Raw genomic sequence first — 21,677 nt, 5'->3', positions numbered from 1 at the left:
TCTTCCTGGCAGGCTCATGGCGGCAGAATCGAGGAGACGAGGAGCTGGGTATAGGGCTCGCGGGGGTCGTCGAGCACCTGGTCGGCGAGGCCGGTCTCGATGACGCGGCCCCCCTTCATCACCATCACGCGGTGCGACAGCAGGCGCGCGACCGCGAGATCGTGGGTGACGATGATGACGGCCAGACCAAGCTCGGCGACGAGGCTGCGCACGAGGTCGAGCAGGCGGGCCTGGACAGAAACATCGAGGCCGCCGGTCGGCTCGTCCATGAAGACGAGACGCGGCTCGGTGACGAGGTTGCGGGCGATCTGAAGACGCTGGCGCATGCCGCCGGAATAGGTGCGCGGCGCATCGTCGATGCGTGCGGTGTCGATCTCGACGCGACTCAGCCAGTCCGACGCGGTATCACGGATGCGGCCGTAGTGATTCCAGCCCACCGCCATCAGCCGCTCGCCGACATTGGCGCCGGCCGAGACCGCCATGCGCAGACCCTGCGCGGGATCCTGGTGCACAAAACCCCAATCGGTGCGGAACAGGAAGCGCCGCTCGGCCTCGCCCAGCGTGGCAAGATCGCGGGTGACGCCGTCACGCGTCCGATAGGACACCTGGCCGCCGCTGGCTGCGAGCTGTCCCGACAGGAGCTGGAGCAGCGTCGACTTGCCCGAGCCAGATTCGCCGACGATCGCCAGCACTTCGCCGGGATAGAGCGAGAACGACACATCGCGGCACGCGGCGATACGGCCATAAGATTTGCTGAGTGACTTGGCGAGGAGCAGGGGCTGGTCGTTTTCGCGCATGTCGGGATCAGCCAAGTCTTGATCAACCATGTGAGCCCGCCTTCTCCTTGTACGGCGCGGCGCTCAGGCTGCCGTGATGGCCCGCGGCCTGGCGGCCCTCGCAATAGTCGGTGTCGGAGCAGACGAACATGCGCCCGCCTTTGTCGTCGGTCACGATCTCGTCGAGATAGGAATTTTCCGCCGCGCATAGCGCACAGGGCGCGTTGAAGCGATACGGCTCGAAGGGATGGTCTTCGAAGTCGAGCGACACGACCTGCGTATAGGGCGGGATCGCATAGATGCGCTTCTCGCGGCCGGCGCCGAACAATTGCAGCGCCGGGCAATTGTCCATCTTGGGATTGTCGAATTTCGGCGTCGGCGACGGGTCCATCACGTAGCGCGCGTTGACCTTCACGGGATAGGCGTAAGCCGTCGCGATATGGCCGAAGCGGGCGATGTCCTCGTAGAGCTTGACATGCATCAGGCCGTATTCGGCGAGCGCATGCATGCGCCGCGTCTCGGTCTCACGCGGTTCGAGGAAACGCAGCGGCTCCGGAATCGGCACCTGATAGACCAGCACCTGATTCTCGTGCAGCGGCGTCTCCGGGATGCGGTGGCGGGTCTGGATCACGGTTGCATCTTCCGTCGCCGTCGTCGTGGCGACGCCGGCGGTCTTGGCAAAGAACTTTCGGATCGAGATCGCGTTGGTGGTGTCGTCGGAGCCCTGGTCGATCACCTTCAGCACGTCCTGGGGCCCGAGGATCGCAGCGGTCACCTGCACGCCGCCGGTACCCCAGCCATAGGGCATCGGCATCTCGCGACTGGCGAACGGCACCTGATAGCCGGGGATCGCGATCGCCTTGAGGATCGCGCGGCGGATCATCCGCTTGGTCTGTTCGTCGAGATAGGCAAAGTTGTAGGTGGGCGCGTTCATTCCGCGGCCTCCTTCATGGCGTCGGCATTGGCATCGGCGGATGCTTCAGAAAACTCCTGGCGCAGCTTGCGCAACAGGCCGAGCTCGGACTGGAAGTCGACATAATGCGGCAGCTTCAGATGCTCGACGAAGCCGGTCGCCTGGACGTTGTCCGAATGCGACATCACGAATTCCTCATCTTGCGCCGGGGCGAGTGCCTCTTCGCCGAGTTCGCGCGCGCGCAACGCGCGGTCGACCAGCGCCATCGACATGGTCTTGCGCTCGCTCTGGCCGAAGGCGAGGCCATAACCGCGGGTGAAGCACGGCGCTTCCGTCGCAGAGCCCTTGAACTGGTTGACCATCTGGCACTCGGTGAGCTCGATCGAGCCGAGCGGAACGGCGAAGCCGACGTCTTCCGCCGAAAATTCGACTTCGACCTCGCCGAAGCGGATCTCGCCGGCGAAAGGATGATTGCGGCCATAACCACGCTGGGTGGAATAGCCCATCGCCAGCAGAAAACCTTCGTCGCCACGCGCGAGATTTTGCAGGCGCAGGTCACGATCCGCGGGAAAATTGAGCGGCTCGCGGGTGAGGTCGCCGACGCGGGCGCCCTCCTCGGCCTGCGGCGAGGATTCGATAAGGCCGTCGCGGCCGAGGATGTCGGTCACCCGCGGCGTTGGCGCTGTCGACGCTTCGGCCGTCGCGGGCGCTTCCGGCACAAAACCCTCGGCGAGCGAGGGATCGAGCAGGCGGTGGGTATAATCGAAGGTCGGGCCGAGGATCTGGCCACCGGGAATGTCCTTGAACGTCGAGGACACCCGCCGCTGCACCCGCATCGCGCCGGTCTCGACCGGCTCGCTGGCGCCGAAGCGCGGCAGCGTGGCGCGGAAGGCGCGGACCAGGAAGATCGCCTCGATCAGATCGCCACGCGCCTGCTTGATTGCGAGCGCCGCGAGCTCGCGGTCATAGAGCGAGCCTTCGCTCATGACGCGGTCCACGGCGAGGCCAAGCTGCTCCGAGATCTGGTCGAGGGAAATTTCCGCAACGCTTTGGTCGCCGCGCCGCGCACTGGCGAGCAGGCGATGGGCGTTCTCGATGGCGCGTTCGCCGCCTTTGACTGCGACATACATGCGGCTAGCTTCCCTTGTTCACGACACGCGTGGTGCGGGGGATCGCAACCACGGCGTCATCGGCGACCAGCACCACATCGGTGCCGCGCGGAAACAGCGTCTCATTGACACGCAGGCGCTCGAACAGGTCGAACGGCCTGATCGAGGCCTGGAGCGTCGCGACACCGTCGATGCCGGGGCCGCGCAGCTCGAAGCTGCGCCCCGAGTCCAGGCTCTCGACCTGAAGGATCAATGTGGTCGAACGATCCGGATATTCGCTGGTGCCGAGCGCGAAGCGCTCGAGCGAAGGCAGTGCTCCGCCGTCGCTGATCAGCGCGAAGCCTGCGATCGAGGAATCCTGCACCACCGGCGCGCCGGTGTGGAACTTCAGCCATTTTGTCACGTCGGTGCTTTCCGACATGCGCGCATCGAGCCAGAGCGGCGTGTCGTGGTCGAACAGCGTCAGCGCGATCGCGGCGGTGCCGCGCATCATGATATGAGGCGCTCCTGATGTCGGCACGATGCGCTGGACCGACCCCGGCCGCGCCATCGCGTCCATGACCGAACGAAAGGTCGATTGCGCCGACAGCACCTTGTCAGCGAACCCCGGCGGCAGTTCCGCAATCGTGGTCATGATCTCACCCTTCACCGCGCACCATGGTGTAGAAATCAACCTTCGTCGCGGCGGTCTCGGCCGCCGCCTGCTTGCGCCTGACCATAAGCTGCTCACGCAACGGCGCGATAATTTCCCGCTCCACCGCGCCGCCGAAATCGCTGGACTGCACCAGCGCATCGCACAGCGCGATCAGCCGCGCCTTCTCACCGTCGCGACCGAGCGTGTAACCGAAACCGACCTCGCCGCTCGCCAGCCTGACCGCGGCGCGCGACACCGTCGCTTCGCCGAGATTGAACGGCGCACCGTCGCCGCCGACCCGGCCCCGCAGCATGACGAGGCCGTTTTCCGGCGCGCGCAGATCCTGATGCGCCGGCAGGGCGAGAGCGCGGAGGCGAGCGGCGATCTCGCCCGCCTCCGCGTGCGCCAGCACGGCCATTGCGGCCTTGCGCCGGGCTTGCTGATTGTTGTGCTGGGTCACCAAATCCACCGAACTTGTTTGCCGAATTTGCCGAATCCAAGTTGTCTATGATACTAGACAACTTGATACGGGAGCGCCATGACTGTTTCGTGACAAAGGCGTGATTTCTGGAGTAGCTTCCCGGCCACATGAGCATTCAGGACACAGCCTCCTCGGGCGTCGCGTTGTGGCGCCTCGTTGCCGACGGCATCGAGCGCGGCATCGCCGACGGCCGCTTTGTGGCCGGCGACAAGCTGCCGGGCGAGATGGAGATCGCTGAAACCTATCGCGTGAACCGCCACACAGTGCGGCGCGCGCTGGCCGCGCTTGCCGAGCGCGGCATCGTGCGGGCCGAGCGTGGCAGCGGAACCTATGTCGAGGCGCAGAAGCTCGCCTATCCGCTGCGCTCGCGGACCCGCTTCTCCGAGATCGTCGGCGCGGACGGCCGCGAACCGCATGGCCGGTTGATCGAGGCGTCCGATGATGCCGCGACCCGCGAACTCGCGCGGGAACTTGGATTGAAGGCCGGCGCACCACTGGTGCGGATCGAAGCGATGCGCCTCGCCGACCGCACGCCGATCTGCGTCTCCACCACCTGGCTGTCGGCGGAATTGTTTCCGGGGGCGGGCAATGTATTCGCCGCGACGCGCTCGATGACGAAACTGCTCGAGCATTACGGCGTCCGCGACTATCGGCGCGGCGCGACCCGCATCACCGCCGGCATCGTCGACGCAACCGACGCCGCACGGCTCGATCTGGCGCTGGGACGTCCGATCCTGGTGGTCGACGCGACCGACCACGACCTCGACGGCAAGCCGCTGGTGACCAAGCATTCGCGCTTCGCCGCCGAGCGGGTGGAATTTCTGGTGGAGTCGTAGCAACCATGAAATGGAGGCTACGGTGTCTGCGATTAAGCCACCGCCCTTCGCCCGATGATGGCGAAGCGCAGCTTGCTTGAGACGAAATCGATCGCGGCGACTGCCACCAGGATCATCAGGATCAGGAACGACACCTTCTGCCATTCCAGCACGCGGATTTGCTCAGCGAGCTGGAGCCCGATGCCGCCGGCGCCGACGATGCCGATGATGGTGGCCGAGCGCGTGTTCGACTCGATGAAATAGAGTACCTGGCCGGCGATGACCGGCAGGACCTGCGGCAGCAAACCGAAACGGATCTCGTGCAGCGCACTGCCGCCGGACGCGCGGATGCCTTCGACCTGCTTCTGGTCGGCGCCCTCGATCGCCTCCGAGAACAGTTTTCCGAAGGCGCCGAAGTCGGACACGGCTATGGCAAGCACGCCGGCAAACGGGCCGAGCCCGACCACGTTGATCCACACCAGCGCCCAGATCAGGGTATCGACGCCGCGAATCGAATCCAGGAAACGTCGCACCGGGAAGCGCAGAATGCTCGACGGCACCACGTTGCGGGCGGCCAACAGGCTGACCGGAAGCGCGAACACGGCGGCAAGCGTCGTGCCGAGCAGCGCAATCGACAGCGTCTCGCCCAGCGCCTTCAGATAGATCGGCAGCGACGAGCCGGGATCCGGCGGGATCATCATCAGGCTGATCCAGCCGAGCTGGTTGAGGCCCGCGAAGAACCGCGACGGCGAGAAATCGAGATCGACGAGGCCGTAGACCAGGATTGCGAACGCCGCGACGATCATCGCCGGCATCGCAAGCCGCGCGGAGGCCGGCCGGTCGAACATTTCAGGATAGCGCGCGCGAAGCGCTGCGGTGTCGATCTCCTGCCGCCCCGTCACGTCCGCGTCTCCCTGCCGAACAGCTGGCCGCGCAGCCAGCCGGTGCTGATGTCGATGACGAAGACCGCGACGATGATGGTGAGCAGGATCGCGCTGACGTCCGAGTAATAGAACTTGCGGATGGCGACGACGAGCTCCTGGCCGATGCCGCCGGCGCCGACGAAACCCATCACCGAGGCTTCCCGGACATTGACCTCGAAGCGCAGCAGCGCGTAGCTGGCATAGCCCGCGGTCACCTGCGGCACGACGGCAAAGCGCATGCAGGAGAGCCAGCTCGCACCGGTCGAGCGGATGCCTTCGACCGGCTTCATGTCGGCGTTCTCGACGATCTCCGAGAACAGTTTTCCGAGCGCGCCGGTGGAGTGGATCGCGATCGCGAGCACGCCGGCCATCGGCCCGAGCCCGAAGGCGATCACGAAGATCAGCGCGAAGACAATACCGGGCACGGTGCGGGCGAATTCGAGCAGGCGGCGCACCGTGAAGCGCAGCCAGGGCGACGGCGAGGTGTTTTCGGCCGCGAAGAAGTTGAGCGCGAAAGCGAACGTTGCACCGATCAGCGTGCCTACATAGGAGATCAACAGCGTCTCGCCGAGCATCCTCAGCCATTTGCGCCAGCCCCACAGCCACTCGCCGACATCGGTCCAAACCCGCTGGCCATTGTCGAGCGCGAAGATGCGGTCGAAATAGCTGAGGAAATTGCCGTAATGCGCGAACAGGGTGCGCAGGTTCACTTCCGCGCCGATCGCGGCAAGAAACAGTGCTGCGGCGAAGATCACGGCTCCAAACAGGAGTCGGAGCCGCTTGCGCGCGACCGCCTGGCGATAGGCGGCGTTGAGCACGGCGAGCTGCTGCTCGGGGAGGATCGAAACCGCGACGGTCATCTGGCCAGGAAAAATGGTCGATCAAAGAGAAAGAGCCGGGTCCATCGACCCGGCTCCAATGCCATCGTCCTGAAATCAGGACGCCTTCTTCTTACGCAGTGCATCGACGAACTTGATCAGCTCGATCGTGCCATCCCAGTCCTTGGTGGTGGCGGGATGAAAACCTTTCTTCTGGCCGTCCTGGAGACGGTCGAAGGCCGCCTTGTCCTTGGCCGGCGCGTCGAAGAACGCCTTCGCGATGGCCGCCTTCGCCTCTTCCGGCAGGTCTGAATTGTAGGCGTAGGGGCCGTTGATGATCGGCGCCGACTTGTGGATGATGCGGAAATCGTCCTTCTTCATCGGCGAACCGTCGGCATTCTTCAACATGCCCTTGGTCAGCATCTGCGCCAGCGTCGAATCGTCATCGCTGGTCCACTGGTTGGCCGCAACGTCGACGGTGCCCTGCGCGAGCGCCAGGATCGCATTCTCATGGCTGCCGGTGAAGACGACCTTGCCGAAATAGGTGTCGGCGTCCGCGATGCCCATCTTGTCGAGCTCGAAACGCGGCACGTTGTTGCCGGAGGTCGAGTTCGGATCGACCAGGCCAAGGTTCTTGCCCTTGAGCTGATCGACGCTCTTGTAGGGGCTGTTCGCCTTGACGAAGAACACCGAGTAGTAGCCGGTCGAGCCGTCCGCGTTGATGTCGTTGGCGAAGGCGTCGGTCTTGACGCCGGTCAGGCGGGCGCGGGCGAACGAGGCCGAGCCATAGCTCGCGATATGGATGTTGCCGGCGCGCTGGCCTTCGATGACGGCGGCGTAGTCGTTGGCGATGCGCAGCGTGACCTTCACGCCCAGTTCCTTGGAAAGATAATTCATGAACGGCGCCCAGCGCTCGGTAACGCCCGAGGCGTTTTCCGCCGGAATGACCGCGAAGGTCAGTTCAGGATATTTGGCTTTCCAGTCGTCGGCGGAGGCTGAGGTCGTGAACGCGAGCGCGGCGGCGAGAACTAGTCTACGAGTGATCATGATAGCCTCTTCATCGGTTGGGGTCGGTTGACGCAAGAACTGAAAGCCAAACAGGCACGGCTCAGGCGGCGGCCGCCGTTCCAAGTGCCGGAACGCCCTGGAGCACCGGCGCGGGCATGCCGCCCATGATTTCGGCGGCTTCGAGATCGTAGAGCTCGCGCGCAACGTGATCGGTCAACTCAGCCGGCGCGCCGTCGAACACCACGCGACCCTGCGCCATGCCGATCAGGCGGTCGCAATAGCTGCGCGCCAGATCGAGCGAGTGAAGATTGCAGAGCACGGTGATGCCGAAATGCTTGTTGATGCGCAGCAGCGCATCCATCACGATCTTGGTATTGCGCGGGTCGAGCGAGGCGATCGGCTCGTCGGCGAGGATGATGTCGGGCTGCTGCACCAGCGCGCGGGCGATCGCCACGCGCTGCTGCTGGCCCCCGGAGAGCTGGTCGGCACGCTGGGCCGCGAGCGGGGCGATGTCGAACTGCTCGAGCGCGGACATCGCCAGCACCTTGTCCTGCTCGGGCCAGGTCTGCGTCAGGGAGCGCCAGGTCGGCATCGTCGCGAGTCGTCCCATCAGCACGTTGGTGAGCACGTCGAGCCGGCCGACCAGGTTGAACTGCTGGAAGATCATCGCGGAACGTGCCCGCCACTGCCGCAACGCCTTGCCGCGCAGCGCCGTGACGTCGATGCCGTCGAACAGGATGCGGCCCTGCGCCGGCGTCGCCAGGCGGTTGATGGTCCGCAGCAGGGTCGACTTGCCGGCGCCGGATCGCCCGATCACGCCGACGAAGCCGCCGGGGGAAACTTGAAACGAAGCGTCGTCCACCGCGGCTTTCACGCCGAAGCGACACGTCAGACCTTCAACCACCAGCATGCAGGGCTCCAGAGTAGCTTGGGCCCACCGCTAACGCCGGCGCTTGACACTTGTGTGACACGCGCGTTGCGGTGCGGCGATCCTACACACCTCATCGCCTGTTCATCCCCTGTCATCGCGTCGTCATGACATTGTCATCAAGCCGCTCGAAGAGAAATGCCCGCCCTCTCGTTCGGATGCAACATGGCCGCCAAAACTCTTTCGGTCCAGCCGACCATCGATCCCTCGGCCAGGCTGTACGACACCAGGCTTGGGGCCTACACCGAGGTCGGCGCGCGCACGATTTTGCACGACGTGACGATGGGCGATTACTCCTATGTCGTGAACGACGCCCAGATCACCTACACCACCATCGGAAAATTCTGCTCGATCGCGGCGATGACACGGATCAATCCGGGCAATCACCCGATGCACCGCGCCACGCAGGCGCACTTCACTTATCGTTCGAGCGCCTACTTCGAAGGCGAGAGCGACGATACGGAATTCTTCGACTGGCGGCGCCAGCATCACATCCATATCGGCCATGACGTCTGGATCGGCCATGGCGCGATCGTGCTGCCGGGCCGCAACATCGGCACCGGCGCGGTGATCGCGGCAGGCGCCATCGTCACCAAGGACGTGCCGGCCTACACCATCGTCGCCGGCAATCCGGCGCGCATCGTCCGCCGCCGGTTCTCGGAAGAGATCGCCGGGCGGCTCGCCAGGCTCGCCTGGTGGGACTGGGATCACGACAAATTGCGTGAAGCACTGCCCGATTTCCGCAAGCTCGGGATTGAAGATTTCCTCTCGACATATGAAGCACGGGGAAGTTCTCTCGACAGTTCTCTCGACAGTCCTCTTGGCAGCAACAAACGAAGCGCGGTCGCGTGACAGACATTTTCCTTGAAGGCGGCCGGACCTTGATCGGCTCCGAGCTCGTCGAGACTTCACTTCTCATATCCGGAACGGACATTGCGCAGCTCGACGCTTCTCGCGGCCGGACGCGGCTTGCGATCGACGCGCGCAACCTGCTGGTGCTGCCCGGCATCGTCGATCTGCATGGCGATGCCTTCGAGCGGCAGATGATGCCGCGTGCCGGTGTCGACTTCCCGATCGATGTGGCGCTCGCCGACAGTGACCGCCAGGCGATCGGCAACGGCATCACCACGGTGTTTCACGCCACGACCTGTTCGTGGGAGCCGGGCCTGCGCAGCGCCGACAATGCTCGCAGCCTGATGGCGGCGATCGAATGGCAACGCCCGCAATTCGCGGCCGACACCCGCTTTCACCTGCGCCACGAGACCTACAATCTCGATGCCGAGCAGGAGATGAGCCAATGGCTCGCCGAAGGTCGCGTCGACCTGTTCGCCTTCAACGACCACATGGACGGCACGGTCGGGGACATGGCCAAGCCTCGCAAGCGCAACCGCATGGTAGAGCGTACCGGCCTGTCGGGCGAGGAATTCGACCGGCTGGTGGGACACGTGCTTTCGCGCGCCAGCGAGGTCCCGGCTTCCGTGTCGCGGCTTGCCGCGACTGCCCGCGCCGCCGAGGTGCGGATGCTTTCGCATGACGATGCGACGCCTGCGATGCGCCAGGGCTTTCGCGCCATGGGCGCGGCAATCGCGGAGTTTCCGATCAACGAGGAGACGGCGCGGGAGGCAGCCAGCCACGGCGATGCCATCGTCTACGGCGCGCCGAACGTCGTGCGCGGCGGCAGCCACACGGGCTGGACCAAGGCATCCGACATGATCGCCAAGGGGCTCTGCTCGGTGCTGGCCTCGGACTATTATTATCCAGCGCAGCTGCTCGCTGCGTTTCGCCTCGCCGCCGATGGCGTGCTGCCGCTGACCGAGGCCTGGAACCTGGTCTCCGCCGCACCCGCGCGCGCGACCGGCCTTGCCGATCGCGGCGTGCTCGCGGAAGGACGGCGCGCCGACATTCTGCTGGTCGACGACAGCATTCCGCTGCGACCGCGACTCGTGGCCGTCATCGCGGGCGGCAAGCTCGTGCATCTCACCGATGCGACGCGGCTGCTCCCAGCAGTGGCAACGCCGCGCGAGGCTGTCGTTGCGGCCTAAACCGGTTATGCTGAGGCGATGACAGGTCTTTCCCGCTACGCGATCTATTTTGCCGCAGGCAGCAACAGCGCCCTCTCCCGCTTCGGCGCCGAGCTGCTCGGCTACGATGCCCATACCGGCAACGAATTGCCGTTCCCTAACGACACGCTGCATGCCGCGCCCGATTGGCGCGACATCACAGCCGATCCCCGCAAATACGGCTTTCACGGCACGCTGAAGGCGCCGATGGCGCTCGCGCCCGGCAAGACTGAAGCGGAGCTTTTGGCGGCCTGCGCAACCTTTGCCGACGAGGCGCGGACGATCCCGGTGATCCGGCCGATCGTCGATTCCATCAGTGGTTTTATTGCGGTCACTCCGGCCGAGCCGGTCGATGCGCTCCAAGAGCTCGCCGCTGATTGCGTCCGCGCATTTGATTCATTCCGTCCGGCTATGACGGCGGAAGATCGCGGGCGGCGGAAGCCCGAGAAGCTCAGCGAGCGGCAGCGCGACTATCTCGATCGCTGGGGCTATCCCTACGTGATGGAGGAATTTCGCTTCCACATGACGCTGACGGGGCGGCTGGACGCGGAGCGCCGCGGCCCGATTCTGGAGATGCTGCGGGCAAGGTTTGCTGCGCTCGGTCTCAACACGCTAGCGATCGATCGCGTCGCGCTGTTCAGGCAGGGTGACGCCAAGGCTCGCTTCCGCATCATCGGCGAGTGGGCTTTGACGCAGTCAAGCGTCAGTGCCAGCTCGCGAGATTGAAGGCGAGGGCCACAACGCCAACCAGAATGAGGCTGGTCGCCCAGATGACATCCAGATTGAACCAGCTTCGCGAGACGAATTTCAATCCCAGATGGCGGTAGACCAGCCACGCCAGACATCCGCCGGCGCCGACCATGGCGGCAACGTGCACCAAAGACACCAGCACCGCCATCCCGAGACTTGCCTTGATCAGCGCGCCAGCGGCCTCGTGGCCGGCATCGAGTTCGAAGGCCTGGCAGAGCCCGAGATAGATCGGCACAAGCATCAAGGCGGCGCCGTGGGCAATGGCGACGGCAAATGACCAGAGCGCCAATTGCGTTGGCGGAATTCGTGCCAGCGTGCGCGGATGGCGCCGCTCGACCAGCCGATAAACGCCGAAACCAATGACGAGAAGGCTCGCGCCGAGCTGGATCGGACGCTGCCACTCGGCCAGCACGAGCAGGAACGCGAATGGCAGCAGCACGATAAATGTTGCCAGGAGATGTCCGGCCGCCAGAGCCCACAACGCGCGAAAGAGCGCGCGCGGGCTCTTGTCCATGAGCCCGGCCGAAACGGCGAGCGGCCAGCCCATTCCCGGATTGCCCCCGTGATAGAGACCGCTCGCAACAAGAGCGAGCCACAGCCCGCCGAGGCTTGCGTGTGCCCAATCTAGGCCGACGGGTAGCAAAACGAGTCCGTCGAACAATCGCCGCCTTCCAGCCTGATCTGGTGCGCACGATATCCGTCGGGGAAGCTCACGAAGTAGTCCTTGTCGAGCTCGAGGCCGCCATTGCGACCGACATTGGCCATGACTTCCACACCCGGAACGCCATCGGGATAGAACTGGTCATCCCAGGTGGAATAGAGCGAATTGGTCCAGTATACGCGCCTGCCGTCGCGGCTGATCTCGACCATCTGCGGACCGGCCGCAAATGCCTTGCCATTCGGATGGGGGGTGCGGCGCGCGACGCCGCCGATGTGAACCGAGCCCGCAAGCTTCGGCTTTCGCGGATCGCTCACGTCGTACTGGCGCATTTCACCCGTGCCCCAGCACGAGACATAGAGAAACCGGTCATCCATCGACAGGTCGATGTCGGTGACCAGCGGCGGTACGGCGCCAAAGCCCTGGAGCAGCGGCGGGAGCTTCTCTTTTGGCGCGGGCTCGGGCGGGATCGTCGCCGTCTTCTCGGCATGGAATTTTCCGCCTTCGCGCCACCAGGTCCAGATCGAGGCTTCGAGATTCGTGGTGTCGACCACAACGCCCACGAAGCCGTATTCGCGAACCGGATCGTGCGCCGGCCGTACCTCCAGCGCCATCTGATGATTGGCGCCGAGGTCGATGGTCTGCACATTGCGACGGGCGCGAAGATCCCAGAAGTGGAGACGGTGGCCATATTTGTTCGCGAGCAGATCTTCCGGGACAATCCCGTTCTCGAACTGCGGCGGCAACGCCCATTCACTCGTCACCATGTAATCGCGCGGCAGGTTCCACCAGAAATCATAGTGCAGCGTCTGCGGACCGCGGTCGATCTCCCATCGTCCGAGGACCTCGAACGTCTCGCAATCCATGATGAAGACGCCTGGAGGCCCGTTGGTGCCGTCTTTGCCCCCGCCACCCAGCGTGCTCACATAGATGCCGTCCGGCCCGCAATGGATGGTATGCGGCCGCGAGTAGCCGGTCTTTTTGAAGACTTCCTCAGGCTCGATGATCTTGTGGATTTTGGCCTTGGTCGGATCGGGCTTGGTATCGATGATGTAGATCCGCGACGAGCGTATCCCGGGGATGATGAGATAGCGCCGCTCGATGAAGGCATGCCCGGCGAGCGGTGACAAGGCGGAGGAGCAGGCATTCCAGCCGAAGTGATGAAACTCATCGCCCTTGTTGGGCATCGTCACGGTGTGGACGATTTGGCTGTAGGTCGGCGATCCCGGCTTGACGTCGATGACCGCGAGAGCATCCGGTTTCGAGAAATCCGGACTGAGCAGCAACGTGTAGGCAAAGTTCTCCGCAGGTGCTTCCATCGCAAGCTTGGGCGATGCGTGAAAGGTGGGATCCGGCCTCATCGTCATGGCACTGCCTCCCTGTTTCGTCGGCTCGCTCCAGCCTGGCTCGGAATAGCGGCATAATGAAGAGCTGTTGCGCGATGTCTTGAGATGCTCCGCGGGCCTGGTTGGCGAGCGTACAACGAGCGTACAATATGTCATCGCCGGCTTGCGGGAAACCGCGCGAACCGCGTTAATTCGACGCCTTCAACCAGATGGCAGCTGGCGGGATCAGGCCAGGGCGCGCTTGTCCGGGACGACGGCGGAGGCTACTTCCCCCACCGCAATGCCATTGCATCGCGCTCCTTGGCCAACTCCAGCAGCCCTGCCCGTGTCGCCGGATGCAACGGTTGCAACGGATGCCGCACTGCGTCCGACTTGATCACGCCGCCGGCCTGCATCATCGCCTTGCAGGCGATCAGGCCGCATTGGCGGTTTTCGTAGTTGATCAGCGGCAGCCAGCGTTCGTAGGCGGCTTTCGCCTCCTCGCGCTTGCCCGCGAAATAGGGATCGATGATCTGGCGGATGCCGTCGGGATAGCCGCCGCCGGTCATCGCGCCGGTGGCGCCGGCATCGAGATCGGCGAGCAGCGTGATCGCCTCCTCGCCGTCCCAGGGACCCTCGATCGCGCTGCCGCCTGCCTCGATCAGGCTGCGGAGCTTGGAAGCAGCGCCGGGCACCTCGATCTTGAAATAGCGGATGTTGGCGAAATCGCGCGCCAGCCGCGCCAGCAGCTCGACCGACAGCGGCGTGCCGGCCACCGGCGCATCCTGGATCATGATCGGAATGTTGATCGCGCCCGACAGCACTTTGAAGAATTCGACGACGCCTTTCTCGGGCACGCGGAAGGTCGCGCCGTGATAGGGCGGCATGACCATCACCATGGCGGCACCGGCCGCCTCCGCCTGTTGGCTGCGTGCAGCGCATACGGCCGAGCTGAAATGCGTGGTGGTGACGATCACGGGAACGCGGCCCGCGACATGCTCCATCACCGCATGCATCACGGTCTCGCGCTCGGCATCCGTGAGCACGAACTGCTCGGAAAAATTGGCGAGGATGCACAGACCATTCGAGCCGGCATCGATCATGAAATCGATGCAGCGGCGCTGTCCGTCAAGGTCGAGCTCGCCGCGCTCGTCGAAGATGGTGGGTGCAACCGGGAACACGCCGCGATAAGGGCGCTGGGCCGTGTGGTGTGGCGTGACCGGCATCGAACTCTCCATCCCTGATCTTCTCGACATCTGCCGCGGCGCTGGTGCAGCGTCACAGATGTACCCGCCGCGCGCAGCGGCGGCAATGCCGATTGCGCGACGTGGGGATAGAGGATTGTCGAAGCTACGCGGTCTTCACCGCACCCAAAAAGCCCTCGACCGCCACGCGGAGACGATCGGCGTCGGCCGACATCTTCTTCACGGACACCGACAGTACCGAGCCGGCGTTGCCGGTCTCCTGGTTGAGCCTGGCGACGCTGCCGATGGTATCGGTGACCTCGCGGGTTCCCTGCGCGGCCTGCTGGAAGTTGCGCGAGATCTCGGTGGTGGCGGCGCGCTGCTGTTCGACCGCGGCGGCAATCGCCGTCATCTTCTCGTCGATGCCGCTGATGGCGCCTCCGATCGCGCGGATGGCAGTGACCGCCTGGCCGGTCGCGCCCTGGATCTCCGCGACCTGGCGGGAGATTTCTTCCGTCGCCGTCGCCGTCTGCGAGGCGAGGCTCTTGACCTCGCCGGCGACCACGGCGAAGCCGCGGCCGGCCTCACCCGCGCGCGCGGCCTCGATAGTGGCGTTCAACGCCAGGAGGTTGGTCTGCCCTGCGATGGCGTTGATCATCTTCACGACCTCGCCGATGCGGTTAGCGGTCTGATCGAGGATTTCGACCGTCGCATTGGTCTGCGCTGCCTGCGACACGGCTTCACGGGCCTCGCGGGCGCTGGCCTGCACCTGCGCGGAGATCTCGCCAACGGACGCGGAAAGTTCCTCGGTCGCGGCTGCGATGGTCTCGAGATTGTTGGTGGCCTGCTCGGCGGAGGAGGAGACCGCCGCGGTCTGGCTGCTCGATTCCGAAACCAGCGAGCGCACGTCGGTCGCGGTGGCATCGAGTTCTTTCGTCGACGCCGCAACGCTGTGAATGACGGCTTGCACGGTGTCGTCGAAGCTGCGGCAGGCCGCATCGACGGTGCCGGAGCGGGCGAGCTGGAGCGCCTGCTGCGATTCGCGTTCCAGGCCCAGGCGTTCCGCGGTCGCCGCACTCTCGCGCAGGCTTTCGAGCGCGGCCGCCATGGTGCCGAACTCGTCGGGATGTCTGGATTGCGGAACAGGCGTGGCGTAGTCGCGGGCGCTGATCCTGGCGATGGCGTCCAGGATGGCGCGCACCGGGCGCATCAGGCGGTTGCGCACCACGTACACGCCGGCCAGGGTCACGGCCAGCGCGAGCAGGAACGCGAGCGACTGCACGACGAGATTGGTGAGCGCCTTGGCCTGCACCGTCTCCGCCCGCGCGATCGACTGGTCGAGCGCCTTGTTCGCGACCGCGACGATCGACGGGAAGGGTGACTGGCACAGCGTGTTCCATTCCGAGGCGGGAAGCGCGGGCTTGCCGCTGCCGTCGAAATTCTTGGTGAGCTCGCCGATCTGCTTCAGGACGCCATCGGTCTTGGCCTTCGCGTCCGTCGCTGCCGTAACCAGTTCCGCCGTCACGCCGGGCGCAGCCAGCAACTCGCCCATGCCCGCCCAGCCGGAGGCGATCGTGCCATCCCACTGCGCCACTGACCGCTTCTGCGCGTCGTCGAGCGGCTTGCTGCTGTTGACGTTGGATCGAAGGGACGAACAATGGATTCCATAGCGGTCGCGCACCTGCCAGGCGAAGCGGCGGACCTGGATCATGCGCGCGATGTAGGGATCGTCCGTCCAGGCGCGGTTCGACACCGCGGTGGAGGCGAGGTTCGCCGTCTCGATGACTTTGGTGACGGCATCGTACCAGGAACTGGTCCGCTCGATCTTGCGCTCCGCGCGCGGACGCTTGGCCTCGTCGTAGAACAGCTGGAATTGCGGCGCGGCGTCGCTCCAGCGCTGCTTCAATGTGCCCGCGAGTTCGTCGCGGCGGGCGAAGTCGACTGTGGCGAGCGCGGCGCCGATGGCGTCATAGCCGACCTGCTCGGCCTTCTCCGCCGCCTCGAGTTTTGTCCGCGGGTCGTCCTCGCCGAGGATCGCGCTCTGCGCATCGCCGCGATTGTTGCGCAGCGCCAGCACGCCATGGAAGATCGCCTTGTCGGCGGCGGCAAGCCGCGCGGTTTCGAGACTGTCGCTGTAGCGGCCGAACGCCCCGACCATCTGGATCGCCGTGGAGGCCAGCGCACCGGCAGCCAGCAGGGCCATCAATGTCAGGAGGAGCGAACTTACCGATTTCTTGAACATTGCCATGGTGTCGGGGGGCCTGGGTCGGGGGCCTAATCTTTCGAGCGCCACCTTGCCCCGCGACATGCCAATGTTCCGTTAAGGTTTTAATCGAATTGCCGTGAGCTTCCGGCCCGACAAATCTTCATCATGCGGCCCCGATATCAGCAACTTTGGTGAAATCGGGCGGGCGGCGCTCGGCGAAAGCGGTGAAGGCCTCGCGTGCCTCGGCGGTGCGCAGACGCAGTCCGAACTGCTCGCCCTCGGCGTTCATCTGCGCGACGAGCGCCTCGCCATTGCGCATCAGCTTCTTGGTGGCGGTGAGCGCGCCGGCCGGCTGACGGGCAAGACGCTGCGCCAGCGCGAGCGCCTCGGCATCGAGCTTGTCGAGCGGCACCACGCGGTTGGCGAGCCCCCATTCCAGCGCGGATTTGGCCGGCACCGTCTCGCCGAGCGCGAACATCTCGTAGGCGCGCGCGTGGCCGATGCGCGCGGGCATCAGCAGGCTGGACGCGGCCTCCGGCACCAAGGCAAGGCTGACGAAGGGCGTCGACAATTGCGCGTTATCGGCGAGCACGACGAGGTCGCAATGCAGCAGCATCGTGGTGCCGACGCCGACGGCGCGGCCCTGCACGGCGGCAACCAGCGGCCGGGTGCAGCGCGCCAGCGACTGGATGAAGCGCACGACGTTGCGGCTTCCTTCCGACTTGCCCGCTGCGACCGCGGCGAATTCGCCGACGTCGTTGCCGGCGGTGAACATGTCGCCCTCGCCGCGGATCAAGATCACGCGGGCCGACGGATCGAACTCGGCGGATTCGATTGCATCGGCGAGCTTGCCGTACATCGCATCCGTCAGCGCGTTCTTCTTGTCGGAGCGCGCCAGCGTGAGCGTGAGGATTCCGCCGTTGTTCTCGATCCGGACGTGCTCTGTCATGGGTCTCTCCTTTATTCCTCTGGATCTCTTGAAGGCTCTCTTGAAAGCCTTCTTGGAAATTTCTCTTGAATGCTCGCCAGCCAGCGCGCGACGATGTCGATCTCCGCGCTGGTAAATCCGTCCGTCAACGCCGCGTTGACCTCTGCCGCGTTGGCCTTCGCCTGTGCGAGCGCCGTGCGGCCCTTCGGCGTCAGCCAGACGCGCCAGGCGCGCCCGTCCTCGCGATCGGCGCGCCGCTCGATCAGTTTTGCAGCTGCCGTGCGGTCGACGAGGCCGGAAATGCCGGCGGGCCCCAGATCGAGCGCCGCGCCCGCCTCGCCCATCAGCACGCCGTCCTGCTTGCCGAGGATGAACAACAGTCCCGCCTGCGCCGGCGTCACCTCGCTCGAACGCTGCGCCGCCATCCAGCGCTGCAAGCGCCGCTGCGCAACGCTCAGCAGGTAGATCAGCCGATGATGCCTCGCGCCGGCCGCTTTAGTTCGCATGCGAAGTAGATAGCCGAGGCCGACCGAGTTGTCAAAAGGACTTGCTAGGCCGACGCAGCGCGGCAGCCGCCGAGGAACAAAGCCGCGCAGGTCTGCACCCGACGCTCGATCTGCTTGCGTGACGGCAGAGGCAGGCCGCCATAGATCGCCGCGCGCTGCGGCGCCGATGCGACCATGCCGATCAGCATGCCGGCGGCCTCGTCGACGTCGTCGAGCGCGATGAGCTTCTTCTTGACCTGGACCCGGAGCCAGCGCGCGAGCGCAGCGGCGGTTCGCGAAATGCCGTTCCTGTAGAAATTGGCGGCGAGTTCGGGGAAAGCGGCCGATTCCTGAAGCACCATGCGCTGCAACGCCACGACCTCTGGATCGAGCGCAAGATCGGCGCAGGCCAGCAGCGCGGCGCGCAGGCCGACTTCAATGTCGACTTCGTCGCTGGCCTGGAGATCGACGGCAGAGAGCAACCGCTCGAGCCGGTCCGCGCACATCGCCTCGAACAGCACGGCCTTGCCCGGAAACAGCCTATAGAGTGTCTTGGTCGAGATGCCGGCGCCACGCGCCAGCTCTTCGGTGCTTGTCGCGGCATAGCCGTCGACGGCGAAGGCGTGGCGGGCGGCCTCGAAGACGATCTGCTTCGTCTCCTCGTCGCTGCGCAATTGCGGCCGCCCGCGCGGGCGGCATTCACTTGGTGGTTTTGCCTGAGCCATGCTTTTGAATGATGCCTGTCATTCCATTGACAGTCCCAAAGCTAGTTCTATTTTGGAAATCGTCAAGTTTCCTAATTCAGGGGAGCCGGTCATGACCGTGCACACCAACCCGTCCAAGTCCGAAGCCGTCGTGATTCCAGGCGATGCATTGGAGGGCATTCTGCCCGCCACGCAATCCCCCGCCCGCACAAGAAAGCTGAACCTTCGCAAGCTGTTGCTGGCAGGCGCGGCGGCTGCCGCGCTAGCCGGCGCAAGCTGGTACGGCTACGATTATTGGACGGTCGGCCGCTTCCTTGTCTCCACCGATGACGCCTATGTGAAGGCCGACAGCACGACCATCGCGCCGAAGGTCAGCGGCTATCTCGACCGCGTCCTGATTGGCGATAACGAGCATGTGAAGGCCGGCCAGGTACTCGCGAGGATCGACGACCGCGACTTCAAGGTCGCACTCGACCAAGCCAAGGCCGACGTCGCTGCCGCCAATGCAACAGTGACGAGCAAGGAAGCGCAGCTCGACGTGCAGCAGGCCGTGATCGCAGCGGCGAGAGCGACCATCGATGTCGACAATGCCGCGAAACTTTTCGCCAAGCAGGAGAACAAGCGCTACACCGATCTCGCGGCGACGGGCTTTGGCAGCGTGCAGAACGCGCAGCAGGCGCAGGCGCGCGACGCCGGCGCCGATGCGGCGATCCAGCGCGATATCGCCAATCTCACCTCCGCCTTGAAGCAGGTCGATCTCCTGAAGGCCGAGATCCTGCAGGCCAAGGCCGCGGCCGTCCGCGCATACGCGCTCCAGCGCCAGGCCGAGCTCAATCTCGGCTACACCACGATCGTCTCGCCTATTGAAGGCGTGGTCGGCAATCGCAGCTTGCGCGTCGGCCAATACGTGCAGGCCGGAACGCAATTGATGTCGATCGTGCCGGCCGAGGGCACATATGTCGTCGCCAACTTCAAGGAGACGCAGCTCACCAACGTGAAATCCGGACAGGCCGTCGATATCGAGATCGACATGTTCCCGGGCCACGTCGTGCACGGTCACGTCGATTCCATCGCACCCGCAAGCGGCCAGGAGTTCGCGCTGCTGCCGCCCGACAACGCCACCGGCAACTTCACCAAGGTGGTGCAGCGTATCCCCGTCAAGATCGCGCTCGACGCCCGGCACGGGCCCGCAATTGCGCTCCGGCCCGGCATGTCCGTGATCCCGACCATCGCAACACGTTCGACCGCGCCGACCGCCAATGCGGCCGCCGCGCCCAAAGCGAAGCTCGTCTCCGGAGGGTCGTGCCATGTCAAACAGCCTCTCACTTTCGACGCAAGCAACACCGGCCGCGACGTCTGATCGCCCGGTCGCCGATCCCAACCGTGCGAGTGCCGCGACCTGGATCGCCGTGCTTGCCGCCATGATCGGCTCGTTCATGGCGATCCTGAACATCCAGATCACCAACGCCTCGCTGCTCAACATCGAGGGCGGCATCGGCACCGGCGCCGACAACGGCTCCTGGATCTCGACGTCTTATCTGATCGGCGAGATCATCGTGATCCCGCTGACCGACTATCTGAGCCGCGTGTTCTCGTTCCGCCGCTACATGCTGGCGAGCGCGGTACTGTTTGCGGCGTTCTCCGTCGCCTGTGCCTTCACCCACGATCTGCCGTCGATGATCGCGATGCGCGGCTTGCAGGGCTTTGCCGGCGGCGTGCTGATCCCGATGGCGTTCACGCTGGTGCTGACCAAGCTGCCGAAGCCGCAGCAGCCCGTCGGGCTCGCGATCTTCGCGCTGTCGGTCACCTTTGCGCCGGCGATCGGTCCGACCATCGGCGGCTATTTCACGGAAAACTACGGCTGGCGCACCATCTTCTTCGTCAACGTGATCCCGACCGCTGTCATGGTGAGCGCGCTCTATCTGACGCTGGAGCGGCAGAAGATGCAGCTCGGCCTTCTGAAGGATGGTGACTGGGCCGGCATCGTCACCATGGCGATCGGTCTGTCGGCGCTGCAAGCCGTGCTCGAGGAAGGCAACAAGGACGACTGGTTTTCCTCACCCTTCATCATCAAGCTGGCGGTGATCGCGGCCGTCAGCCTCACGCTGTTCATCACGATCGAGCTCACGATCGAGAAGCCGCTGATCCGGTTGCGCCTGCTGACCCAACGCAATTTTGGCTTCGGTACCGTTGCCATGACCATGGTTGGCTTCGCGTTGTTCGGCTCGGTCTACATGCTGCCCGCCTATCTCGGCCAGGCGCAGGGCTACAATGCCGAGCAGATCGGCAATGTGCTGGCATGGACCGGCCTGCCCCAACTCGTGCTGATCCCGCTGATCCCGAAACTGATGCGGCGCTTCGACACGCGTTATATCGCGATCACCGGGCTTCTGATCTTCGCCTACAGCTGCTTCATGAACACGGCGATGTCCCCGGACTATGCCGGCGACCAGCTCTGGATCCCGAACATCGTGCGCGCCGTGGGACAAGCCATGGTGCTGACGCCGCTGACCTCGGTCTTGACCGGCGGCATCGCACCGCAGGACGCGGCAGCGGCCTCCGGCATCAGTAACATGTTCCGCAACCTGGGCGGCGCGATCGGCACGGCGACGCTCGCCACCATCATCACCAAACGCGAGCAATTCCACTCCAACATCATCGGCCAGTCGGTCTCGCTCGGCCGCGAGGAAGTCCGCACCCGGATCGCGCAGATGACCGAGTATTTCATGGCGCACGGCGTCCCCGATCCGAACGCCGCGCGCGAGCAGGCCATTATCGCACTCGGCAAGACCGTGAAGCGCCAGGCGCTGGTGATGGGTTATTCCGACACGTTTGCCGTGATCGGCGTGGTGCTGGTGCTCGCCGCGATTGCGGTGCTGCTGACGCGGCGCGTGAAGGCGGCTGGCGGGCCAGCGCATTAGGACCTCGCCCATCACTCGAAATTTGTCGCAGCTATCAGGCTTGACGGCCGC

The 21,677-nt window shown here is 64.9% G+C and carries 22 protein-coding genes; 6 read left to right on the top strand and 16 right to left on the bottom strand.

What is annotated here, in order from left to right; translation table 11 throughout:
* Window positions 1–14: 14 nt before the first annotated feature.
* Genes phnK through phnG form a run of 5 tightly spaced genes read right to left on the bottom strand, consistent with a single transcriptional unit; the run spans window position 15 to window position 3,901 of the window.
* Complete coding sequence (gene phnK / locus ABIB00_RS11100) at window positions 15–827, bottom strand: phosphonate C-P lyase system protein PhnK (protein ID WP_354104348.1); 813 nt, start codon at window positions 825–827, stop codon at window positions 15–17.
* Complete coding sequence (locus ABIB00_RS11095; protein ID WP_354104347.1) at window positions 820–1,710, bottom strand: alpha-D-ribose 1-methylphosphonate 5-phosphate C-P-lyase PhnJ; 891 nt, start codon at window positions 1,708–1,710, stop codon at window positions 820–822. Before ABIB00_RS11095 ends, phnK begins: the two co-directional genes overlap by 8 nt.
* Entirely contained in the window at window positions 1,707–2,819 is a 1,113-nt protein-coding gene (locus ABIB00_RS11090; RefSeq protein WP_354104346.1) for a carbon-phosphorus lyase complex subunit, read from the bottom strand. Before ABIB00_RS11090 ends, ABIB00_RS11095 begins: the two co-directional genes overlap by 4 nt.
* A gap of 4 nt (window positions 2,820–2,823) precedes the next feature.
* Window positions 2,824–3,432 carry a phosphonate C-P lyase system protein PhnH gene (gene phnH / locus ABIB00_RS11085; RefSeq protein WP_354104345.1) on the bottom strand — a complete coding sequence of 203 codons (609 nt, stop codon included), beginning with the start codon at window positions 3,430–3,432 and terminating at the stop codon, window positions 2,824–2,826.
* Window positions 3,433–3,436: 4 nt separating this feature from the next.
* Window positions 3,437–3,901, bottom strand: a complete 465-nt coding sequence (gene phnG, locus ABIB00_RS11080) for a phosphonate C-P lyase system protein PhnG (RefSeq protein ID WP_354104344.1) — start codon at window positions 3,899–3,901, stop codon at window positions 3,437–3,439.
* Window positions 3,902–4,020: 119 nt separating this feature from the next.
* On the opposite strand from phnG, the gene phnF reads away from it, so the two are divergent.
* The gene (gene phnF, locus ABIB00_RS11075) at window positions 4,021–4,749 is read left to right on the top strand and encodes a phosphonate metabolism transcriptional regulator PhnF (RefSeq protein WP_354104343.1); all 729 of its coding nucleotides are present in this window, start codon (window positions 4,021–4,023) and stop codon (window positions 4,747–4,749) included.
* 32 nt (window positions 4,750–4,781) lie between these two features.
* On the opposite strand, the gene phnE (ABIB00_RS11070) is transcribed toward phnF, so the two are convergent.
* From phnE (ABIB00_RS11070) to phnC, 4 genes are all read right to left on the bottom strand, one after another.
* Window positions 4,782–5,630 (bottom strand): phosphonate ABC transporter, permease protein PhnE, encoded by an 849-nt coding sequence (phnE, locus tag ABIB00_RS11070; RefSeq protein WP_354104342.1) that lies wholly within the window; start codon window positions 5,628–5,630, stop codon window positions 4,782–4,784.
* Window positions 5,627–6,511 (bottom strand): phosphonate ABC transporter, permease protein PhnE, encoded by an 885-nt coding sequence (gene phnE / locus ABIB00_RS11065; protein ID WP_247445295.1) that lies wholly within the window; start codon window positions 6,509–6,511, stop codon window positions 5,627–5,629. Before phnE (ABIB00_RS11065) ends, phnE (ABIB00_RS11070) begins: the two co-directional genes overlap by 4 nt.
* 75 nt (window positions 6,512–6,586) lie before the next feature.
* On the bottom strand, window positions 6,587–7,516 hold the full coding sequence (phnD, locus tag ABIB00_RS11060) for a phosphonate ABC transporter substrate-binding protein (protein WP_354104341.1): 930 nt from the start codon (window positions 7,514–7,516) through the stop codon (window positions 6,587–6,589).
* A 61-nt stretch (window positions 7,517–7,577) separates the two neighbouring features.
* Window positions 7,578–8,387 carry a phosphonate ABC transporter ATP-binding protein gene (gene phnC / locus ABIB00_RS11055; RefSeq protein WP_354104340.1) on the bottom strand — a complete coding sequence of 270 codons (810 nt, stop codon included), beginning with the start codon at window positions 8,385–8,387 and terminating at the stop codon, window positions 7,578–7,580.
* A 183-nt stretch (window positions 8,388–8,570) separates the two neighbouring features.
* On the opposite strand from phnC, the gene ABIB00_RS11050 reads away from it, so the two are divergent.
* From ABIB00_RS11050 to ABIB00_RS11040, 3 genes are read left to right on the top strand one after another with little or no spacing between them, the layout of a single operon-like run.
* Window positions 8,571–9,257 (top strand): LbetaH domain-containing protein, encoded by a 687-nt coding sequence (locus tag ABIB00_RS11050; RefSeq protein WP_354104339.1) that lies wholly within the window; start codon window positions 8,571–8,573, stop codon window positions 9,255–9,257.
* Entirely contained in the window at window positions 9,254–10,447 is a 1,194-nt protein-coding gene (locus ABIB00_RS11045; RefSeq protein ID WP_354104338.1) for an alpha-D-ribose 1-methylphosphonate 5-triphosphate diphosphatase, read from the top strand. Before ABIB00_RS11050 ends, ABIB00_RS11045 begins: the two co-directional genes overlap by 4 nt.
* An 18-nt stretch (window positions 10,448–10,465) precedes the next feature.
* Complete coding sequence (locus ABIB00_RS11040) at window positions 10,466–11,191, top strand: DUF1045 domain-containing protein (RefSeq protein WP_354104337.1); 726 nt, start codon at window positions 10,466–10,468, stop codon at window positions 11,189–11,191.
* Here the strand turns inward: ABIB00_RS11040 and ABIB00_RS11035 are convergent.
* The 7 genes from ABIB00_RS11035 to ABIB00_RS11005 all read right to left on the bottom strand — a co-directional run bounded on the left by ABIB00_RS11035 (window position 11,169) and on the right by ABIB00_RS11005 (window position 18,675).
* Window positions 11,169–11,762 (bottom strand): hypothetical protein, encoded by a 594-nt coding sequence (locus ABIB00_RS11035; RefSeq protein ID WP_247445466.1) that lies wholly within the window; start codon window positions 11,760–11,762, stop codon window positions 11,169–11,171. The genes ABIB00_RS11040 and ABIB00_RS11035 overlap by 23 nt on opposite strands.
* Before the next feature lie 77 nt (window positions 11,763–11,839).
* Entirely contained in the window at window positions 11,840–13,240 is a 1,401-nt protein-coding gene (locus ABIB00_RS11030) for a selenium-binding protein SBP56-related protein (protein WP_247351367.1), read from the bottom strand.
* A gap of 242 nt (window positions 13,241–13,482) precedes the next feature.
* Window positions 13,483–14,424, bottom strand: coding sequence for a dihydrodipicolinate synthase family protein (locus tag ABIB00_RS11025; RefSeq protein ID WP_354104336.1), 942 nt, complete (start codon window positions 14,422–14,424; stop codon window positions 13,483–13,485).
* Window positions 14,425–14,548: 124 nt separating this feature from the next.
* Window positions 14,549–16,630 (bottom strand): methyl-accepting chemotaxis protein, encoded by a 2,082-nt coding sequence (locus tag ABIB00_RS11020; protein ID WP_354104545.1) that lies wholly within the window; start codon window positions 16,628–16,630, stop codon window positions 14,549–14,551.
* A 121-nt stretch (window positions 16,631–16,751) separates the two neighbouring features.
* On the bottom strand, window positions 16,752–17,537 hold the full coding sequence (locus ABIB00_RS11015) for an enoyl-CoA hydratase (protein ID WP_354104335.1): 786 nt from the start codon (window positions 17,535–17,537) through the stop codon (window positions 16,752–16,754).
* A gap of 11 nt (window positions 17,538–17,548) precedes the next feature.
* Window positions 17,549–18,022 (bottom strand): MarR family winged helix-turn-helix transcriptional regulator, encoded by a 474-nt coding sequence (locus ABIB00_RS11010; RefSeq protein ID WP_354104334.1) that lies wholly within the window; start codon window positions 18,020–18,022, stop codon window positions 17,549–17,551.
* A 44-nt stretch (window positions 18,023–18,066) separates the two neighbouring features.
* Window positions 18,067–18,675, bottom strand: a complete 609-nt coding sequence (locus tag ABIB00_RS11005) for a TetR/AcrR family transcriptional regulator (RefSeq protein ID WP_354104333.1) — start codon at window positions 18,673–18,675, stop codon at window positions 18,067–18,069.
* A 142-nt stretch (window positions 18,676–18,817) separates the two neighbouring features.
* On the opposite strand from ABIB00_RS11005, the gene ABIB00_RS11000 reads away from it, so the two are divergent.
* Both ABIB00_RS11000 and ABIB00_RS10995 read left to right on the top strand, forming a co-directional pair.
* Window positions 18,818–20,065 carry an HlyD family secretion protein gene (locus ABIB00_RS11000; protein WP_354104332.1) on the top strand — a complete coding sequence of 416 codons (1,248 nt, stop codon included), beginning with the start codon at window positions 18,818–18,820 and terminating at the stop codon, window positions 20,063–20,065.
* A complete protein-coding gene (locus tag ABIB00_RS10995; RefSeq protein WP_354104331.1) occupies window positions 20,013–21,626 on the top strand; it encodes a DHA2 family efflux MFS transporter permease subunit in 1,614 nt (537 codons plus the stop codon). Before ABIB00_RS11000 ends, ABIB00_RS10995 begins: the two co-directional genes overlap by 53 nt.
* The last annotated feature ends 51 nt before the right edge of the window (window positions 21,627–21,677 follow it).

The organism is Bradyrhizobium sp. LB14.3 (assembly GCF_040547985.1).
Lineage (GTDB): Bacteria > Pseudomonadota > Alphaproteobacteria > Rhizobiales > Xanthobacteraceae > Bradyrhizobium.
The sequence above is the reverse complement of the archived record's forward strand: the minus strand, read 5'-3'. Positions and strand labels throughout refer to the sequence as shown.

What these genes read in the sequence shown, in the direction of transcription:
- phnK (WP_354104348.1), bottom strand. Translation starts at nt 827, where the DNA reads ATGGTTGATCAAGACTTGGCTGATCCCGACATGCGCGAAAACGACCAG.
- ABIB00_RS11095 (WP_354104347.1), bottom strand. Translation starts at nt 1,710, where the DNA reads ATGAACGCGCCCACCTACAACTTTGCCTATCTCGACGAACAGACCAAG.
- ABIB00_RS11090 (WP_354104346.1), bottom strand. Translation starts at nt 2,819, where the DNA reads ATGTATGTCGCAGTCAAAGGCGGCGAACGCGCCATCGAGAACGCCCAT.
- phnH (WP_354104345.1), bottom strand. Translation starts at nt 3,432, where the DNA reads ATGACCACGATTGCGGAACTGCCGCCGGGGTTCGCTGACAAGGTGCTG.
- phnF (WP_354104343.1), top strand. Translation starts at nt 4,021, where the DNA reads ATGAGCATTCAGGACACAGCCTCCTCGGGCGTCGCGTTGTGGCGCCTC.
- phnE (WP_247445295.1), bottom strand. Translation starts at nt 6,511, where the DNA reads ATGACCGTCGCGGTTTCGATCCTCCCCGAGCAGCAGCTCGCCGTGCTC.
- phnD (WP_354104341.1), bottom strand. Translation starts at nt 7,516, where the DNA reads ATGATCACTCGTAGACTAGTTCTCGCCGCCGCGCTCGCGTTCACGACC.
- phnC (WP_354104340.1), bottom strand. Translation starts at nt 8,387, where the DNA reads ATGCTGGTGGTTGAAGGTCTGACGTGTCGCTTCGGCGTGAAAGCCGCG.
- ABIB00_RS11050 (WP_354104339.1), top strand. Translation starts at nt 8,571, where the DNA reads ATGGCCGCCAAAACTCTTTCGGTCCAGCCGACCATCGATCCCTCGGCC.
- ABIB00_RS11040 (WP_354104337.1), top strand. Translation starts at nt 10,466, where the DNA reads ATGACAGGTCTTTCCCGCTACGCGATCTATTTTGCCGCAGGCAGCAAC.
- ABIB00_RS11035 (WP_247445466.1), bottom strand. Translation starts at nt 11,762, where the DNA reads ATGGGCTGGCCGCTCGCCGTTTCGGCCGGGCTCATGGACAAGAGCCCG.
- ABIB00_RS11030 (WP_247351367.1), bottom strand. Translation starts at nt 13,240, where the DNA reads ATGACGATGAGGCCGGATCCCACCTTTCACGCATCGCCCAAGCTTGCG.
- ABIB00_RS11025 (WP_354104336.1), bottom strand. Translation starts at nt 14,424, where the DNA reads ATGCCGGTCACGCCACACCACACGGCCCAGCGCCCTTATCGCGGCGTG.
- ABIB00_RS11020 (WP_354104545.1), bottom strand. Translation starts at nt 16,630, where the DNA reads ATGGCAATGTTCAAGAAATCGGTAAGTTCGCTCCTCCTGACATTGATG.
- ABIB00_RS11015 (WP_354104335.1), bottom strand. Translation starts at nt 17,537, where the DNA reads ATGACAGAGCACGTCCGGATCGAGAACAACGGCGGAATCCTCACGCTC.
- ABIB00_RS11010 (WP_354104334.1), bottom strand. Translation starts at nt 18,022, where the DNA reads ATGCGAACTAAAGCGGCCGGCGCGAGGCATCATCGGCTGATCTACCTG.
- ABIB00_RS11000 (WP_354104332.1), top strand. Translation starts at nt 18,818, where the DNA reads ATGACCGTGCACACCAACCCGTCCAAGTCCGAAGCCGTCGTGATTCCA.
- ABIB00_RS10995 (WP_354104331.1), top strand. Translation starts at nt 20,013, where the DNA reads ATGTCAAACAGCCTCTCACTTTCGACGCAAGCAACACCGGCCGCGACG.